Source organism: Gracilimonas mengyeensis (assembly GCF_900182705.1).
GTDB lineage: Bacteria > Bacteroidota > Rhodothermia > Balneolales > Balneolaceae > Gracilimonas > Gracilimonas mengyeensis.
On the sequence record NZ_FXTP01000001.1, the window covers coordinates 260,065 to 278,912 of the forward strand.

The window sequence follows — 18,848 nt, forward strand, 5'->3', positions numbered from 1 at the left end:
CCTTGAAGAGTATTGTTAGTACACTTTTAGCGTGGCTGTTGCTATCGTTTAGTGTTGTATCAGTTCATAGCTTAGCCAATGGATCAGTTAGGGGATACCAGGGTACTGAAATATCAGTGCTACAAGCAGATTCTTCAGAAAGCGATTCAGCAGCCTATCAGACTAACCGAAAGGATAGCCTGGAAGAAATCGTGCCATACTTGGACAGGGTAGAGAATGAGTCGGGGACCACACTAATCGTTATATACTTTTTTCTGATTGTGTTAACCAGTTTTATGAGTGAAGACTTAGCCTGTATAGGGGCTGGTTTGATGGTTGCACAGGGATTGCTGGAATTCTGGCCAGCCGCTGCTGCCGCCTTAACAGGTATCTTTGTGGGGGATTACGGATTATATTTTGCCGGACGGATATTGGGAGATTCTGTATTTAGAACAAAGCCGTTATCATGGATCATTAGTGAAGATACTTTGGAATCGTCTACAAAATGGTTTGAAAATAAAGGCCCCATTATAATGGTCATCAGTCGTTTTGTACCCGGCAGCCGTTTGCCGGTATATTTAAGTGCTGGAATGCTTAAAACAGGTTTCTGGACCTTCACACTTTACTTTGGAGTTACTGCCGCTCTTTGGACGCCTATCTTTGTTTGGCTTTCCGTTATAGCCGGTCACGAAATTTTAGCTTATTACGATCACTACGACCAATATGCTATTTGGGTGATGCTGGCAGTTGTTGTTGTTTTGTATCTGATGTATAAATATTTGCTGCCATTATTTACGGTAAGGGGCCGTAGAATAGCCTGGCAGAAGATTAAGCAGTTACTTGGTAAATAGTTATAGATTGCACTATCGCTAATCGATTTCGGTAATATTGATCAGCTCTTGTGATAAAATATCTCAATACCTGATAATTTATCTGCAAGTGCAGCCAAATTCTTTGTAATTTTGGGGCATGCTGATAACATTTGAAGGAATAGACGGAAGTGGTAAATCCACACAAATAGCTTTGTTGAAAGAGGCTTTGGCTGAACAAGGTCTCACTGCTCGTGTATTTCGGGAGCCCGGAGGTACCGATGTTTCTGAAATGATAAGGGGCATGCTGCTAAACCCTGAGCTGGATATTGATCCGGTGACTGAATTGCTGCTTTTTTCTTCTGCACGATCTCAACTGGTGGCCGAAAAGCTACAGCCGCTTTTAGAAGAAAACGAGATTGTAATTTTAGATCGTTTCTTTGACTCTACAACTGCTTACCAAGGCTACGGCCGAAACAGCTTACCCATTGCCCAAATCCAGCAGATCAATGAGGTAGCCACGCACGGCATCAAACCCGATGTGACCTTTTATCTGCAAGTTTCTCCAGAAGAAGCAGCTGCCCGCACCAGCCGTTTTCAAAAAGACAGGATGGAGCAAGCAGGGAACAGCTTTTTCCAAAAAGTGTTTCATGGATTCGAAAAGATGGCCAAAGAATACCCACGTTTCAGGACGATTAAGTCTGCCGATGACCCAAAAACAGTTCATCAGGAAATACTAAAACACCTGGAACCATTATTAAAAGAGATAGGGGACTGAATAGGCCTTTTAAATTATATTTCTTTAAAAACAGGAAAAAAAAAGTATTTATAAAGGATGATAATTGAGGCTTAATCAATTTATCCTTAAATTTAGAACAATCTGGATGAGTCCTGCCTATTTCCATGACAACCAGTTCATCAAAAGAATACAATTCTAACGATCATAACTACCAAGTAATAAATTATGGCGCACGAAAGAATCGAAATTGATTTACCTCTTGCCAAAGTGTATGAGCTTCTCAGCAACCCCGTTGAATTCCCTAAGTTTTTGGAGCGCATAGACAAAGTGGAGCGAGTCAACTCTCAAACCTTCGAATATAAAACTACCATCGAAGACGAAGAGTTCCAGTGGACAACCAATATTATTGACAATCTCCGGAACACCCGTTTTGCTTGGATTACCATCAATGGTAACCTGAATCAAACCGGAACTATTCGTTTTACTCCGCTTGATAATGGTGAGCGCACGCGCGTAGAATTCTCTTTAGACTACCGGACTTTCTTCGGAGAGCCTGAAGATGGTCTCGCTTCTTTTATTGAAGATTCCCCAAAACAGCTGGCTGAAGATCTTAAAAAATTCAAAGAATTGGCTGAAAGCGGAACCTTCAAAGATATGTCTCTTGAGTCAGACAGCGACGCAGAGTCGGAAGAAGCTGAAGAGGAAGTTACCGCCTAAGGTATTTCAAATTAATTTATTTACATTTATCAATGCGCATCTAAACGATGCGCATTTTTTTTGTCCATCAAACCCTTTTACATGGAATTTGCTGAATTTCTAAAGTCTCAAACCTCACAAAAACCCCATTACCTGCTTATAGGGAGTCCGGTTACGCATAGTGTTTCCCCGCTGATGCATAATACGGCCTTGGAACACCACGGATTAAAGGCGGAGTATCATGCAGTCTCGGTCAAAAATAGCGAAATAAGCACACTCATCGCGCATTTCAATCGACTGGAGTTCTTAGGGGCCAATGTGACCATTCCCTACAAAGAAACACTTTTTGATGCCATGGATACGCTGGGCATGGAAGCAGCCCAGATTGAGGCCATTAATACCATCGTAAAGAGGGACGGCAAGATTATAGGCGAAAACACCGATGAATATGGTTTCAGAGTTCCTATTGAGGAGTTTGAAGATGTATTGCCTGGTGAACGTGCTGTTATTTTTGGAACCGGAGGCGCTACCAAAGCTATTTGTTACGCTCTGCGGGAAATGGGAATTGAGGAAATTGTAATGGTTTCCCGTCGGCCGGGTAATTATGATGCACAGCCCTCAGATATTGTGATGTGCAATTACGACAACTGGGCGGCCTATGGGGAAGAGGCTACCATCATCATAAATGCTACACCTTTGGGCATGGTGCCCAATACGGATGCCTCACCGGTTCCGCCCGAAGACACAGGAATTCTGGAAGGCAAAATCTGTTATGACATTGTGTACAATCCACGCGAAACTACGTTCTTAAAACAAGCAAAAGAGGCGGGCGGAGAGCCTGTAGGAGGTCTGGATATGCTCATCTATCAGGGAGCGAAGTCATTTAAACTGTGGACCGGGCAAGAATTTCCTTTAGGAAAAATTAAAATGAAACTGGATGATGTCTTCCCAAATTAAGTGTATTCGTCCTTCAAATTTGAATACAGATACCATTTCAAGCTGGTTTAGTTTGAGAAATCAAGAGTTGGTTCATCCCAACAAAAAGATTGCTGGTTTAAATCTGGGCTTAAACACTAGTGAAGATGACGATATAGTATTTGCAAACCGCGAAGAACTACTGGATGAAATTGGTGTAGAAGTACATGAAATAGCCTATGCCATACAAGTGCATGGCACCTCGATAAAAGTGGTAGACCAGGGCGGTACTTTCCCTAATACGGATGGGTTTGTATGCAATACACCCGGACTAGCGCTAACTATTCAGGTAGCTGATTGCGCAGCGGTTTTACTGGGGGATGATAAGAATGAGGTGATTGGTGCGGCCCATGCCGGTTGGAGAGGAGCGGCAGGTGATATCGTCCCGAAAACGATACAAGAAATGAAACAGCTGGGTGCAGATCCAAAAGCGATCAAAGCCTTTATAAGTCCGTGTATATCCCTCAAGAATTTTGAAGTAGGGGAAGAGGTGGCTGTGGAATTTCCGGATGCTTTTGTAGACCGAACGAATTACGCTAAACCTCATGTTGATTTGAAAGCTTTTTTAAAGCATCAGCTAATTGAAACCGGAGTACCGGAGCTACAAATATCAATTGATGAACACTGCACCATCGCAAATGAAGATTTCTATTCCTATCGCCGACAGAAAGGTGAAAGTGGTCGTATGATGGGAATCATTAAATTGAATAAGCAATGAACTCCGGGCTTTACAGATTCAACCATAAAGACTATTCCGTTTGAGAGTAAGTTATAATCCCGGCTATGTGGCCGATATCCCCGATGATCACGTTTTCCCGATGAAGAAATTTTCGGGATTACATGCCTATTTGATTGCAAACAGAGTCATCAAAGAAGAGGAAGTAGTGGCTCCGTCTATGGTTGATTTTTCAAATTTGATTACAGCTCACACTTCCAGGTATGCCCGTGCTATTTGGGATGGTACGCTTACACACAAAGAGGAGCGAAGGATGGGCTTGCCGTGGAGTAAATCCCTGGCTATTCGTTCTCGTTTGGCGGTGCAAGGCACCATTAATGCAGGACTGATGGCTTTACAGGATGGATTAGCTGGTAACCTTGCGGGAGGAACGCATCACTCCATGCCGGATCATGGCGAAGGATTTTGTGTGTATAATGATGTAGCCGTCGCCATCAGGGTATTGCAGCATTCGAAATGGGCCAGCAAGATTTTAGTTGTAGATTGTGATGTTCATCAAGGCAATGGGACAGCACATATTTTTGCAAATGATCCGGATGTGTACACTTTTTCCATTCATGGTGAAAAGAACTACCCATTTAAAAAGCCCCCCTCAGATCTCGATGTTGGACTGCCTGACAAGACCGGAGATCCCGATTATCATAAAGCCTTGATAGATGCTTTAGATAAGGTTCTTTCAGAGTTTGAACCGGATTTAGTGTTTTACCTTGGCGGGATTGATCCGCTGGCGGCTGATCACTTTGGAAGACTATCGCTTACGCTGGCCGGACTGCGCGAACGGGAGCGGATTGTCATCGAAACCATCACCCAAAAAAATTACCCGCTGGTGCTACTTCTTTCTGGGGGCTATGCACCAACTTTGCAAGATACGGTGAAGGCCCATGCCCAAATGTATGAAGTGGCAAAAGAAATGGGCTTTTGATCTATGAATGCTTAATTTAGGCGTCGATTATCAGGGCGCAGTTAATGCGCCTTTACTGTTTGGATCGACTGCACTTTCTCATGCCTTCAGGTATGAATGACTAACCAAGATCAAAAACTTTTGAGCATACAAAAACTGGCAATTTTAGGTTCAACCGGCTCTATCGGCACGCAAGCGCTGGATATTGTTCGGCAGCACCCGGACAAATTTGAGATTGTGGCCCTTACGGCACATTCAAACTGGGAATTGTTGGCTGAACAGGTTAATGAGTTTCAACCACGATATACGGTTATCAGTGATGAGGAGCATGTAGAAGTGTTATCAGACACTGTATCCGACACCGAAGTACTTTCCGGATCAACAGAGTTGGCTGATATTGCAAGCCTCGATGAAGTAGATACGGTTTTAAATGCTCTGGTGGGCTTTGCAGGTTTTGAGTCAACTCTTTCTGCCATCAATGCTGGAAAAAAGGTGGCGCTAGCCAACAAAGAGTCACTGGTAGTTGGCGGTGCGTTGATAAAAAATGCATTGCAGCAATCAGGTGCTCAACTTTTACCGGTAGATTCTGAGCACAGCGCTATGTTTCAATGCCTGACAGGAGAAAACCGGAAGGATATTGAGAAGATTATTATCACAGCCAGCGGCGGACCTTTCCGGGAGCTCAACCGCAGTGAAATGCAGGAAGTGACAGTGGAACAAGCCCTGGATCATCCCAACTGGAATATGGGTGCTAAAATCACTATTGATTCGGCCACGATGATGAACAAGGGGCTGGAAATAATTGAAGCACACTGGTTATTTGATTTGCCCGTTAAACAGATTGAGCCGGTTATTCATCCCCAAAGTATCATACATTCGATGATCACTTTTGTAGATGGTTCCAGCAAAGCGCAACTGGGACTGCCGGATATGAAAGTGCCCATCATTTATGCACTTAGTTATCCGGAAAGATGGACCTTAGATACACCAAGAATGGACTGGAAAGAGGCGCAAAACCTGACTTTTGAACCGGTTGACTACGAGAAGTTCCCTTGCGTAAAATTGGCAATGGATAGTATCACGGAAGGTCCTTATGCTCCGGCTGTTTTAAACGCAGCCAATGAAGTAGCAGTAGATCGATTTTTAAAACGTGAAATTGGTTATATTGACATCCCTAAAATTGTGGAAAAAAGTTTGGCAAATATCCAATCTAAGGATAGTTTAAACGTTGAGACGCTAAAAGAAATTGACAAAGAGACGCGTAGCTACGCGGAATCACTCACTAAATAAGTTACATGGACTGGTTTCTAAATCTATTAAATACACTGCTCATTTTTGGCGGGGCGCTGATGCTCCTCGTTTTTGTACACGAACTTGGGCACTTCCTTGCAGCAAAACTCTTTGGGATGCGTGTAGAACGCTTCTCCATCGGTTTCCCGCCCCGTGTATGGGGTTTCCAGAAGGGAGAGACTGACTACTGTATCGGAGCAACTCCGCTGGGCGGATATGTTAAAATTTCCGGGATGATTGACGAGAGTCTGGATACCGATCATCTTGAAAAAGAACCCGAACCCTGGGAGTTTCGAAGCAAGCCTGTTTGGCAGCGAATTATTACCATTACAGCTGGTGTAATATTCAATATGATTCTGGCAGTGATGATCTACTTCGGAATGACTTACACACAGGGTAAAGCCGTACTGCCTATTGAAGAGACAGAAGGTATTTATGTACCTGAGACCTCGCTTTTACATGAAGTGGGCTTCCAAACCGGGGATAAAATTGTTGGTGTAAATGGTGAACGAGCTACTTATTTCAATGACTTGGTTTCACTGTCTAACCTGACTTCCGATAATCTGAATTATACGGTTATAAGAGATGGTAATGAGGTGAATATTCCCGTTTCGCCAAACTATTTAGACAGTTTGAAGACCCGCGGTTTTATCAGTCCTGAATACACATATCCATCCACGATATCTTCTGTTCAGGCAGGAAGTCCGGCAGCGTCAGCGGGCCTTGAAGCCGGAGATAAATTTATATCGGCAAATGGTAATTCTGTTAAATATTGGGTACAGCTGGTTGATATTATACAAAATGCTGAGGGAGCCATTGATTTTGGCATTCAACGGGGTGACTCCGTGTTTTATACTTCCATTGCGCCAGACCCTGAAACCCAAACGGTAGGCATTGTTTCCCCCACACTTGACATGGCTGGGGCTACTCGCATTGATTACGGTTTATTTGAGTCAATCAGTGAAGGCTATCATGAAACCGTTGATCGGACAGTTGGTACCGTACAGGCATTTGCCCGCATGTTTAGTGGTGATATTTCTGTAACCCAGAATCTTGGTGGTCCCATAGCAATTGCAAATATGACCCGCGAAGCAACAGATAGAGCCGGATGGATTGGTTTTTGGAATATTACAGCATTACTAAGTATCACCTTGGCTATTTTAAACATTTTGCCCATTCCAGCTTTGGATGGAGGTCATCTTGTATTCCTAATATATGAAGGGATTACCCGGCGAGAGCCTTCTGAAAAGGTTCGCATGGTGGCTCAGCAGATTGGCTTCTTCATCATGATAGCCATCTTCATATTTGTAATGTTCAACGATGCATTCAGGTATTTTTAATTTCTAAATTGGGCATTGCTGTAAGGACCAGAAATTGAATGAATTCTACTGTCTGAAGTGAACCGTTATTGGTCTATGTGGATTGGTTATGAGTTTTTAACTGAACCTACTATCCTTTCCCAATAAATGCGTAACCGTTTGCCGAATAACCATTTACTAATGTTATGATCTCACGTGAAGGATTTGCTACCATTGCCATTGTAGGCATTGTTTCTGCACTGATAAGTATTTTTGCCGTCTACTTTTTACCGCAATGGATTGCTTATGCTATTATGGCAGTTTTTGTGGTTTTAACGGCACTCACGGTATTCTTTTTTAGAGATCCAGAGCGTACTCCTCCTGCTAATCAGGATTTGATTATATCTCCTGCTGATGGAAAAGTGGTGTTCGTGAAAGAAGTGGAAGAGGATGTATATCTAAAAGAGAAGGCTACACAAATCAGCATTTTTCTTTCCCCGCTGAATGTGCATGTGAACCGTAACCCTGTTTCTGGTTTGTTAGAGTATGTGAAGTACCATCCGGGCGAATACCTTATGGCCTGGACGGAGCACGCCTCTGAGCTCAATGAACGGGCTGATTTTGGAGTGAAGCATCCGTCCGGTACTAAAATATTCTTCCGGCAGATTACCGGATTTTTGGCTCGTCGCATCGTTTACAATATTGGAGAAGGGGATCAGCTTAAAGCCGGGGAGCGCTTCGGTATCATGAAATTCGGCTCCAGAATGGATATTGTGGTGCCAGGCAATGTGAAGGTTAAGGTACAGCCGGGCGATACAACTGTTGCTGGAGAGTCGATTTTAGGAGAGATTAAGTGATATAGTGATGGGGTGATATGGTATTGAAAGGTCAGGCTTATTTGTAAAATTTCAGTTTACATTATTTTCTGTCATTGGTGTGATGCCGATCTTTATAGCGATACAATCACAGCCCATATAGTCTTCTCAAATATCACCGTTTCGCTTTACTTTTTTGTGATAGATAGTCTCTTCAATATTGTAAATATTTAGCCCTTCAGAAGAGTTATCCCGCAATACTATCCGCATAAAAAAAAGCCTGAAAGATTACTTCCAGGCTCTGAATTTATAATAAATTAATAAGTGTAAATTATTGTGCTTCTTTAACTTCCAGTAGCTCTACTTTAAAAATCAATGTTTGATTTGGTCCAATGGGGCTGCCTTGTGGAGGACGAGCGCCATAGGCTAAATCAGAAGGAATGTAGAACTCATACGTTGCACCTTCCTGCATCAGTTGTACGCCTTCGGTCCAGCCTGGAATAACACGGTTAAGCGGGAATTCAGCCGGCTCGCCTCTTTCGTAAGAGCTGTCAAAAACTTCACCGTTAAGCAGTTTTCCTTCGTAATGCACACGCACTACATTTTCAGCAGTAGGGGAGGCACCGTCACCTTCTTCAATAACTTTGTACTGTAAACCGGAGTCGGTTACCTGAACACCTTCTTTGGATTTATTTTCTTCCAGGAAGGATTCGCCTTCTTCGGCGTTATCAGAACTTTGTTTTTCATTCAGTTCTTGAAGATAACTATTGGTAACGGCCATGATTTGTTCTTGTGTTAACAAGCCGTCTTCACCAGAAATACCAGTACTCATACCGGCGTTATAGTTTCCGTAGTTTAACTCTTCAACGCCTTCACGAGCCAGAAATGAACCGTTTTGATACCCCAAAGCATAACTAACACTGTCCAGTTTAGTTGAAAGATTCGCTTCAGGACTGTTATTGCTTTGTGTTTGGTTACAGGCCGATACAAAGAGGAACGAGCCTACAACCGTACCAAGAATTAACTTTTGAAATGTCATATTATGGATTTTAAAATTAAGATTTGTGAAAGGTTTAAAATCAATTACCACAAAATAGGGTAAATCACGGCAAAGTGGAATAAATAATCTTCTATCTGTGTATATTGAAAGGCTATTTAAATAATTTTAAAAACAGACGATATTTTGACTTTTAACGACTTTAGCTTTCATGAAGCCTTGCAGAGCGGTTTGAGAGATACGGGCTACTCAGAACCCACGCCTATCCAAGAGCAAGCCATACCCATTATTTTAGAACAAAAAGATCTTATTGGGGCTGCCCAAACAGGTACAGGAAAAACTGGTGCCTTTGTAATTCCCATCCTGCAGAAAATCCTGGAAAACAAATCGGATCATACGCAGGCGCTGATTTTATCACCAACAAGAGAATTGGCCCAGCAGATAGACGAACAAATTTTTGCACTGGGATACCATACCGGGATCTCATCGGCTAACGTAATAGGCGGAGCTAACTTTGCCCAGCAGGCCAATGCAATCCGTGGCGGAGTTGATATAATTGTAGCCACTCCCGGGCGTCTGATTGACCAAATGAAAGTGCTGGATATGGATTTAAGCCATATCAAATACCTTGTATTGGATGAAGCTGACCGGATGTTGGATATGGGATTCTTGCCCGATGTAACCAAGATCATCAAGCAGCTGCCTCAAGAGCGGCAGACGCTGTTATTCTCAGCAACCATGCCCGGGGAGATCAAGAAACTGGCCAACCAGTTCATGAAAAATCCCGAGAAGATTGAAATAGAAATTGAGAAACCTTCCGGAAGTATCACTCAAAAGGGATATTTCGTAGACCAACGCCAAAAATTAAAATTGGTACAACAAGTACTGGACGAGCTGGAGTGGGAGTCGTGTATCATTTTCTGTGCTACCAAGCGTGGCACAGACCAGTTGGAACAACTATTGGTGAAGAATGGCATTAATGCCGGCAGTATTCATGGTGACCGTGACCAGGATGAGCGGAACAAAGCACTGCATGATTTCAAAAGCGGTAAAGTACCTGTTATTGTAGCCACAGATGTACTGGCTCGTGGTATTGATATTGACAATGTTTCTTTGATTATCAATTACGATGTACCTCGTCAGGTTGAGGATTATGTCCATCGCATTGGCCGAACGGGGCGATATGATAAGACTGGTATCGCTGTAACCTTCGTCAATAAAAAGGACAAAAGGGCTTTCTCTGCTATTCAGGACAAAGTGGGGGATCAGTTGGAAATTATGGAGCAACAATCTTCCCGAAAGAAAAGCTCACGAAAAAGCTCCAGGAAAAGTGATGACAATCAGTCCAGTAAAAAGAGCGATTCAAAATCTGCTTCAAATAATTCGAATAAGAATGAGGATTCAAAATCATCAGATAACAATTCAGTGCGGAAAAAGAAATTGAGTGACAAAGAAATTCAGGCTGCAAATAAGCGCGTAGAAAACCTGAAAAGTGTGAAGGTAGTGCTTAAGCACAACCTTAAGAAGGATAAAAAGCAAGACAACAAGCCAGCTTCAAAAGACAAGGGTAAAAGTAGTAAAAGCTCATCCGGGAAGTCATCTTCTTCCAGCAAAAAAAGCAGCAGAAAGAATGTGATGCCGGCAGAACGAATAAAGAAAGCTACCAAGCGCAATCAAAATGCACCAAAGCCAGCTAAAGGACTGTGGGGTTTGATCAAATCGTTCTTTTCCTGATCTGGTTAAGGTAATATTTACAATGCCTTAATTTAAAGGAAGCTTGTTAAGTTGTACTTTTAAAATAAAATCTATGAAAAATTTTATTCTTGTTACTCTAACATTCATTCTGGCATTGGCCTGCCAGCAAGCGGAGATGGAGGATAAGACCGAAGCCTTCCAGCTTTCCAGTTCTGTAAGTGCTGAAAAACCTCCTATGCTTTCCATGTCAGATAAAACAACCGTTAAAAATGTAATCTTTTTGATAGGAGACGGAACAGGCTTTGCCCAGATCACAGCCGGTCAGTATGCCTTGGTTGGGCCTGAAGGTCGACTTCATCTCCAAACAATGCCTGTAACAGGAACGGTAAAAACTTCCTCTTCAGATAACTTAATTACCGATTCTGCTGCCGGTGCAACGGCTTATTCTTGCGGTATCAAAACCTACAACGGAGCCATTGGGGTTAACCCTGAACAAGTTCCCTGCACCACCATTTTAGAGCTCGCTGAACAAGAAGGACTTAGTACCGGATTGATATCCACATCTTCCATCACACATGCAACGCCGGCCAGTTATGCCGCACATGTGAACGACAGGGGGATGCAGGAGGATATTGCTGCTGATTTTCTGGATTCTGGAGCTGAAGTATTCCTCGGGGGCGGATGGAAGTGGTTTGCGCCTGAACTACGCTCAGATTCACTGGACTTAGTAACCCAATTTGAAGAGTCTGGATACCAGGTTCTGAGAAATGCTACGCAGTTGATCAATGCCAATGGGGAACGCCTTTTAGGACTTTTTGCCGAAGATGGCATGGAACGCGAGGAGGGAGAGCCTTCCAGTTCTCAAATGGTAGAGAAGGCCCTGGAGCTTTTGACTAAAGATGAAGACGGCTTTTTCCTGATGTTGGAAGGGAGCCAAATTGACTGGGCAGGTCATTCTAATGATATTGAATATCTTAAACGAGAGATGAAGGATTTTGATGATGCGGTAAAAACCGTGTTGGATTTTGCCGAACAAGATGGTGAAACACTGGTAGTGTTTACCGCTGATCATGAAACCGGTGGTTTAACACTTTTAGATCAAACAGCAAGCGATTCCCTTCAGGTTTACTGGGCAACAACACATCATAGCGGGGTTCCGGTACCTTTGATGGCTTACGGTCCTCAGGCTCAGGAATTCATGGGATGGATGGATAACACAGAAGTAGGTATTAAGTTGGCCCGCTTGCTTCAGGTAGGGGATTTACCGATTCTTTCTGAGTAATATCTTTGGTTCGCGATAATATAGAGCATAAAAAAAGCCTGTAAAGAACACAGGCTTTTTTTATGGATGAAATATGTCATGAATTAGAATTCCATACTGTTACTTCCAATTCCACTTTTTTGGATTTGCCGTTCAAAGCAAATAGTAAACTGTGTTCCTGGTTGAACATTTTCATAGCTATATTCTGCTTCTATTTGTTGCGCAAGCACTTCAATGAGATGAAGCCCTAAGGAGCTTTGGTTGGAATATTCCTCGTCTTCAGGAAGCCCAACTCCGTTGTCTGTAATAGAAATGAGGATTTTGTCATTGGGTTTTTCTTTTAACTCAAAGACTAATGTTCCATCTTTTCTGTCTTTGAAAGCATGCTTGAAAGAATTTGTGATCACCTCATTAACAATTAATGAAGCTGGAATAGCCTGGTTGATATTAAGTTTTATGGGGTCACATTCAATCTTAAGGTCTACTTTAGAACCTGTTTGAAGGGTCTCAGAAACATTTTCAACTAATTTTACAAGAGTATCTGAGAAATCAAGCTGAGAAAAACTATTTGAGTTGTACAGCAATTCGTGTACCGTAGCCATTGTTTTTATTCGAACTACACTATCATACAATTTAGCTTTTAGATCTTCATTGGTTGAATCGAAGGCTTGCAGCTGCATCATCCCGGAAACCACGGCAAGATTATTTTTAACTCGATGGTGGATCTCGGCAAGCAAGGTCTCTTTTTCAGAAAGGGAAGCTTTGATTTCGGCTTCGTAGTTCTTTTGATCCGTTACATCGCGCCCAATGGCAACCCAATGCGTGTAATTACCGTTATTATCGGCTACAGGAACCATGGAGGTATTTACCCAGAAAGGAGTCCCGTCCTTTTTGTAGTTGATAAATTCAACTTCAACAGGGGTAAAATTCTTCATTGCTGTCCGAAGCTGTTCTCTTACTTCATCATCAGTTTCAGGGCCATTTAAGAAATGCAGGGTACGGCCAATGACTTCATCTTTAGAGTATCCGGTTAGCTTGGTGAAAGCTTCATTTGCATACACTATTTCTCTTCCAAATTTGCCAGGCTCTGCCTGTAATATGGTCACCGATTCGGAAGTATTGGTAATGACTGATTCAAGGAGTTTCAGCCGCTCTTGTTCCTGTACTTCATGGGTAACATCTTGCATGGCACCAATCATACGAACTGCCTTTCCCTTGTCGTCTTTAAGCACATATGCCCGGTCAAAAACATGTTTGTAGGAACCATCCGAGGCTTTGTATCTGTATTCAATTTGGAATCGTTCTTTCTTGTTGTTTTTGAGTACATCAGCCAACGCCTCATCAACTTTTCCAAGATCTTCCGGGTGAATTTTATCACGCCACCAAGAGCCTACATTTTCTATTTGAGTTTGATTGTACCCAAAAATAGACCTGAAATTATCGTTATAGACCATAAGGTCTGATTCCAGGTCAAGATCCCAGATTGCTTCACTGGTTGCCTTATTGACCGCATCATAACGTTCAAGGCTGCTTTGTAACTCTTTAGATTTTTCTATCTTTTCAGTTACGTCTTTAAGGATTGAGATGATGTGAGTGCATTCTCCATCTTCATTAAGAATGGGATCGATACTAAGGTTCAGCCAGAATGGTTCTCCATTCTTCTTGTAATAAAGGTTGGTATCCTCAATAGACTCGTAATTAGCCTGTGCCTTGCGGAGCCTTTTACTCACCTCCAAATCGGTATTACGACCTTGTAGAATATCTCCTGGCCTTATTCCCTTTATGTCCTCAAGTTCAAAGCCGGTAGTTTTTTCAAATGCACTATTTACCCACGTAACCCGACTTTGGTTGTCACTAATTACAACCATTTCTGTGGTTTTAGAGGCAACAAGAGAAAGTTCATAAAGCTTCTCTTCGCGCTTAATCTGGCCGGTTATATTTCTGGAGTTTGCTACATATCCACCCACAGCCGGCTCATCCATCAAATTGGTGATGATAGTTTCAACCCAGTGATACCGGCCATCTTTGGCTTGCAGGCGGTAGGGGTCCAATACAATGCGTTTTTCGTGGGCCAGGGTTCTAATTTTTTCCTTAACCTTTGCTTGGTCTTCAGGATGGATAAAGTCTACGGCAGGCATGTGAAGGTATTCCTCAAAGTTTTCACCGGAAGTGGGACTAATATAGCTGAACCTAAAATCTTCATCCAGAATGGCTATTAAGTCAGAGCCTTCCTGAACCAGTGCTTTAAAGCGTTTTTCACGTAAGGCAAGTTTTTGTTCTGCCTGTACTTTTTCTTCACTTTCAAATAAAATACGCAGGATATGGGCCGCCCTTTCAACGGTATTATGTTCATACTGAGTAGGGAAGGCTGGTTTCTCGTAATAAACAGCAAAACTGGCTATCAGTTCACCTCTATTATTGAAAACGGGCTGGGACCAGGAGCCGATAAAATTATATTTTTCACCAAAATCCGTAAATCCTTCCCAAAGCGGACTTTCGAAAATATTTTCGACAATTACAGGCTCACCTCTGTAGGCAGCAGTTCCACAAGAACCACTGTTTTCAGCTATTGGTATACCATCAAGTTCCTCCATAAAACTGGCAGGGAAGGAGGGTGTTGCAAAACAGCGCAGTTGATTCCCTTCAGCTAAAGTGACAGAAGTACGAATACCCGTATGCAAGTGTTCAATGCCCAATAAAAATTCTTTGATGATGTCTCTGACATTACGTTCTTGCAAAGCATTTTTTTCGAGAACATCGCGTTCAAGCCGCTGAAGTTCACTGTAATATTTTTGTTGTGTGATATCTGAAGCGGTTATAAGGAAACCACTAATGATGGGATCATCCGCTAAATTAGAGCCTGTACATTTAAGCCATTTATATTTTCCGTCCTTATGTTGAAAACGAAATGATCGCAGGTTTACATACTTGCTGGATCTTAATTCTTCAAAATCCTGTTTGGCTGCTTCAAGTTCATCAGGATGTATGAAATCAAACATGGTTTTGTCTTTAATTTCATCATATTGCCATCCCAAAATTTTGGTAAGGTTTGGACTGATGAAATTGAAACCACCATGCTTATCCAATATTTCTATCAAGTCGCCGCCTTCTTCCACCATAGACTTAAACTTATACTCGCTCATTTGCAGTTCGCGGGTGGTGTTACGAAGTTGAATTGTACTTGAAATATTGGATGAGATAGTACGCAGGTACTGAATTTCTTCCTTATTCCATTGCCTTTCGGTTTGGCAGTCATCAAAGCCGATATAGCCATAGAATTCGTCTTTAACAAAGATCGGGAAGATGAGGATGGACAGGATGTCTTGTGCTTCAAGAGCTTCTTTCAACAAAGAATCGGGCAAATCCTTCACTAAGGATTTAAAGATCTTACCTTTTCGAAGAAGGTCATACAATTCTTTAAAGTCAGTCTGGTTAAGGTTTTGTAATTCCGGGTTATCAAGTTGTGGAGTTGCAGAATCGGTTGTCCATTCAATTTTTTGGCTGGTCATTTTTTGACCGGTTTCAGGATCCTCGTGGTTTTCAAAATAATAAACCCGGTCTACCTCGATGGCTTCACCAATAATCTGGAAGGTTTCAGATAATACATTCAGCCAGTTTTCATTTTTTATGAGCGCACTTGCCACTTTTGCGTTTGCCGATAAAAGTTGACTTTTTTGTGCTAAAGAATGCTCCGTTTTAAGCTTCTGAGTTACATCCTCGGCCAGCTCTATCTTTGCTTTATCTCCCAGATAGTCAATAATGTCTGCCTTAATTCGAACTTGTATCTCGGATCCATCTTTTTTCTTATGGGTAACGGTGAGCTCTTTTTGATCTTCTCTGACTACTTGTGCAGAATTTAAATCAGGGGAGGGGTTAGCATTTAAATCTCTTATCGTCATCGATAGAAATTCTTCTCGGCTGTAACCATAATGGTCGATGGCAGCCTGGTTCACATCCAAAAAACGTAAACTTTCAATCTCAAAAACCCACATTGGCTGTGGGCTTAGATTAAATATGTCACGGTATTTTTTCTCTGACTCTTTTAGAGAACGGCCAATTCTGTTCCGCTCAATACTATAGGCTATAACTTTGCCCAAAATAAATGGAGTGATCTCATCTTTCAGTAAATAATCAGCAATACCCATACTTAAGGTACGCAGCCCGAATTCCTGATTTTCATACCCTGTAAGTACAATAATTGGAATACTTTCGGAAATGGAGGTCATTTTCTTGACCAATTCTTCTCCTTTGGCATCCGGCAGGGTAAGGTCGAGCAGAATTACATTGAAGTTGTGATTGGAGCTAAGTTCTTTTTCTGCCTGCGAGAAAGTTGTAACGTGTGTGGTTTCCGGATCCTTGAAATTCTCTGAGAGATATTCCTCAATAAGTACAAAATCCCCGGGATTGTCTTCTACGACCAGCACTTTAAGGTTTAGCTGTGTTTGATACATATCTCTACCGTATTATTTAGTCTTAGGGAATTGTACAATAGATATCCAAAAATTTTCGATGGTAGAGATGACATCCAGAAAATCATTTATATCAATAGGTTTTGTGATATAACAGTTAGAATGATTTTTGTACGATTTATTGATATCTATCTCATCTGAGGAAGTGGTTAGCATGATAACCGGAATTTGTTTTAAATGCCCGCTGGTTTTAATATGCTTCAGTACTTTATGCCCGTTTATTTTCGGAAGGTTTATATCCAATAAAATTAAGTCAGGTGTCTCAACATCTTCGTACCCTTCCTCTTTTTCGAGATACTGTATGGCTTGCCAGCCATCACGCACAACGGAAATGCTGTTATTTAATTTACCTTCTTCGAGAGCCTCTGTGGTTAGTACGATATCGCCCTCGTTATCTTCAACCAAAAGTATATGAATTTCCTTTTTTTCCATGATCTTAGCCTTAGACTACTTTCTTTTATGTGGCCTGTTTTTGACTTTCAATAAAACCGATTGAATTCCGCTATAATTAACACCACTCATAAAATGATTAAACCATTGCGGAATTAAGGTAGTTGTACAATTCCAATGAACAGACATTATCCATTGGATGAATAACATTAGTACTGTGCGACTCCTTAAATCTGAGCAATATCTATCCGTAGATACCTGTGCTCCCAAAACTATAGCACTATTTTTATGATGCTTTTTTGGGTAAATCAACATTTTTTGTTGTGTTAGGTCAACTTGGACTAAAATGGCATTAAAATCAATCACTTCTTTCTGGTTAACTAACATTTTTAAAAACCGGCATTCTAAATTTTATAGTATATGCTGCATTTATTTGGATATTGTGAAATAAAAAATACTTCCAGCTCCTTCTTTTGATTCAATCCAAATTTGTCCTTTATGTTGTTCTATGATTTTCTTGCACATGGCTAAGCCCATGCCGGTTCCCGAGTATTCACTGCGGGCATGCAGGCGTTTGAACATTCCAAATACTTCATGATGGTGCTCAGTAGCTATACCTATACCATTATCTTTAACAGCAAATTCCCAATGGTTTTCTAATTCCTTGCAGGATATATCGATCTGTGGCTGGGTATCTTTTTGCTGATATTTCAGAGCATTGGATACCAGGTTTTGCATCAAAATTTTTAAAGTAACAGGTACGCCTGTTACAGTGGGTAATGTGCCAACAACAACATTTGCGTTCTTATGGGATATTTGCCCATCAAGTAATTTTAAAACATCCTGAACTATAGCTTCCATAACTACTTCTTCTGTCTCATTATACAAGCGGCTAATACGAGAATATTCAAGCAACTCGTCTATAGAAGATGTCATCCGGGCAGCACCATCCACGGCAAAATGAATATACTGGCGGGCTTTATCATCCAACTGGGTAGCATATCGCTTTTCAAGCAGCTGCATAAAACTACGGATCATCCGTAAGGGTTCTTTTAAATCATGAGAGGCCGTGTAAGCGAATTGCTCAAGTTCCTTGTTTTTGTTATTGAGCTGCTTGATACTGCTTTGAAGTTTTCCCCGTTCGATTTCCAATTCTGATCGTAGCCGGTTTTCTTGAGTAATGGCAGATTCCAATCCATTAAACAAAATGGGAATTAGAATAGCAGACATAGCACTTAGAAAAACAAGATTGGAAGAGATAGCTATCCAGGCGCCCAACTCGTTTTGTCCCAGCACTGCAAAGTTTCCCACCTCCATATACAATAAAAGTCCCACAGAAATACAGATCAAAGTGTTAAACACTACAGCAATATATCCGAACTTTTTATCCAGGCTTAATACCGTAAAAATGGTGATGCCCAGCAGGTACAATAAGCCGGGCCCCGCAGTGCCAAGATATAGCAGTAGCATGGCGGAAATGAGGTACAACACACCATTGAAAAGTAATTTTCGGGCAAAAACGGTGATACCCGGTATAAATGCTACACAGAAGATTACGACAACCCCGATGCTGTCAACTACAATCATCCCGTCTAAATTATTAATATAAGCCATGTATATGCCTGGGATCAGGGCCATCATGCTTAAAGGAATTAGATAAACAACTGAATTAGCGAAAAGACGGTTTTGCCAGTACGAAAGGGAAGTAGTAGCTACAAAGTCATTCGTACAATGATGAAAAATGATCCCCTTGTAAGCTTGCCATATGTTATTAAATAAGTTTTTCATCAGAAAAAAA

General features: G+C 41.7%; 15 protein-coding genes. 11 read left to right on the top strand and 4 right to left on the bottom strand.

Annotation, left to right across the window (positions count from 1 at the left end; all coding sequences use genetic code 11):
• The first annotated feature begins 2 nt into the window (after positions 1-2).
• From FN815_RS01070 to FN815_RS01110, 9 genes are all read left to right on the top strand, one after another.
• Entirely contained in the window at positions 3-830 is an 828-nt protein-coding gene (locus FN815_RS01070; RefSeq protein WP_142452739.1) for a DedA family protein, read from the top strand.
• A gap of 118 nt (positions 831-948) precedes the next feature.
• Positions 949-1,566: a dTMP kinase gene (gene tmk / locus FN815_RS01075; protein ID WP_142452740.1), complete on the top strand. Its 618-nt coding sequence runs from the start codon at positions 949-951 to the stop codon at positions 1,564-1,566.
• A gap of 186 nt (positions 1,567-1,752) precedes the next feature.
• Positions 1,753-2,244 carry an SRPBCC family protein gene (locus FN815_RS01080; protein WP_142452741.1) on the top strand — a complete coding sequence of 164 codons (492 nt, stop codon included), beginning with the start codon at positions 1,753-1,755 and terminating at the stop codon, positions 2,242-2,244.
• A gap of 81 nt (positions 2,245-2,325) precedes the next feature.
• Entirely contained in the window at positions 2,326-3,180 is an 855-nt protein-coding gene (aroE, locus tag FN815_RS01085; RefSeq protein WP_142452742.1) for a shikimate dehydrogenase, read from the top strand.
• Between the two features lie 52 nt (positions 3,181-3,232).
• Positions 3,233-3,916, top strand: a complete 684-nt coding sequence (pgeF, locus tag FN815_RS01090) for a peptidoglycan editing factor PgeF (protein WP_185957128.1) — start codon at positions 3,233-3,235, stop codon at positions 3,914-3,916.
• Positions 3,917-3,956: 40 nt separating this feature from the next.
• On the top strand, positions 3,957-4,856 hold the full coding sequence (locus FN815_RS01095) for a histone deacetylase family protein (protein WP_142452744.1): 900 nt from the start codon (positions 3,957-3,959) through the stop codon (positions 4,854-4,856).
• 120 nt (positions 4,857-4,976) lie between these two features.
• Complete coding sequence (gene dxr, locus FN815_RS01100) at positions 4,977-6,125, top strand: 1-deoxy-D-xylulose-5-phosphate reductoisomerase (RefSeq protein WP_221930204.1); 1,149 nt, start codon at positions 4,977-4,979, stop codon at positions 6,123-6,125.
• A 5-nt stretch (positions 6,126-6,130) separates the two neighbouring features.
• A complete protein-coding gene (gene rseP, locus FN815_RS01105; RefSeq protein WP_142452746.1) occupies positions 6,131-7,465 on the top strand; it encodes an RIP metalloprotease RseP in 1,335 nt (444 codons plus the stop codon).
• A gap of 164 nt (positions 7,466-7,629) precedes the next feature.
• Positions 7,630-8,280: a phosphatidylserine decarboxylase family protein gene (locus FN815_RS01110; protein WP_142452747.1), complete on the top strand. Its 651-nt coding sequence runs from the start codon at positions 7,630-7,632 to the stop codon at positions 8,278-8,280.
• A gap of 289 nt (positions 8,281-8,569) precedes the next feature.
• Here FN815_RS01110 and FN815_RS01115 read toward each other — a convergent pair whose 3' ends face one another.
• Positions 8,570-9,277 carry an FKBP-type peptidyl-prolyl cis-trans isomerase gene (locus tag FN815_RS01115; RefSeq protein WP_142452748.1) on the bottom strand — a complete coding sequence of 236 codons (708 nt, stop codon included), beginning with the start codon at positions 9,275-9,277 and terminating at the stop codon, positions 8,570-8,572.
• 144 nt (positions 9,278-9,421) lie between these two features.
• Here FN815_RS01115 and FN815_RS01120 point away from each other — a divergent pair, with 144 nt between their 5' ends.
• Positions 9,422-10,969 (top strand): DEAD/DEAH box helicase, encoded by a 1,548-nt coding sequence (locus tag FN815_RS01120; protein ID WP_142452749.1) that lies wholly within the window; start codon positions 9,422-9,424, stop codon positions 10,967-10,969.
• A gap of 73 nt (positions 10,970-11,042) precedes the next feature.
• The gene (locus FN815_RS01125) at positions 11,043-12,212 is read left to right on the top strand and encodes an alkaline phosphatase (RefSeq protein ID WP_142452750.1); all 1,170 of its coding nucleotides are present in this window, start codon (positions 11,043-11,045) and stop codon (positions 12,210-12,212) included.
• Between the two features lie 83 nt (positions 12,213-12,295).
• Here the strand turns inward: FN815_RS01125 and FN815_RS01130 are convergent, their stop codons facing one another.
• The 3 genes from FN815_RS01130 to FN815_RS01140 form a co-directional block, all read right to left on the bottom strand.
• Positions 12,296-16,642, bottom strand: a complete 4,347-nt coding sequence (locus FN815_RS01130) for a PAS domain S-box protein (protein WP_142452751.1) — start codon at positions 16,640-16,642, stop codon at positions 12,296-12,298.
• A 12-nt stretch (positions 16,643-16,654) separates the two neighbouring features.
• Entirely contained in the window at positions 16,655-17,092 is a 438-nt protein-coding gene (locus tag FN815_RS01135; RefSeq protein WP_142452752.1) for a response regulator, read from the bottom strand.
• 387 nt (positions 17,093-17,479) lie between these two features.
• On the bottom strand, positions 17,480-18,838 hold the full coding sequence (locus FN815_RS01140) for a sensor histidine kinase (RefSeq protein ID WP_142452753.1): 1,359 nt from the start codon (positions 18,836-18,838) through the stop codon (positions 17,480-17,482).
• Positions 18,839-18,848: the final 10 nt, after the last annotated feature.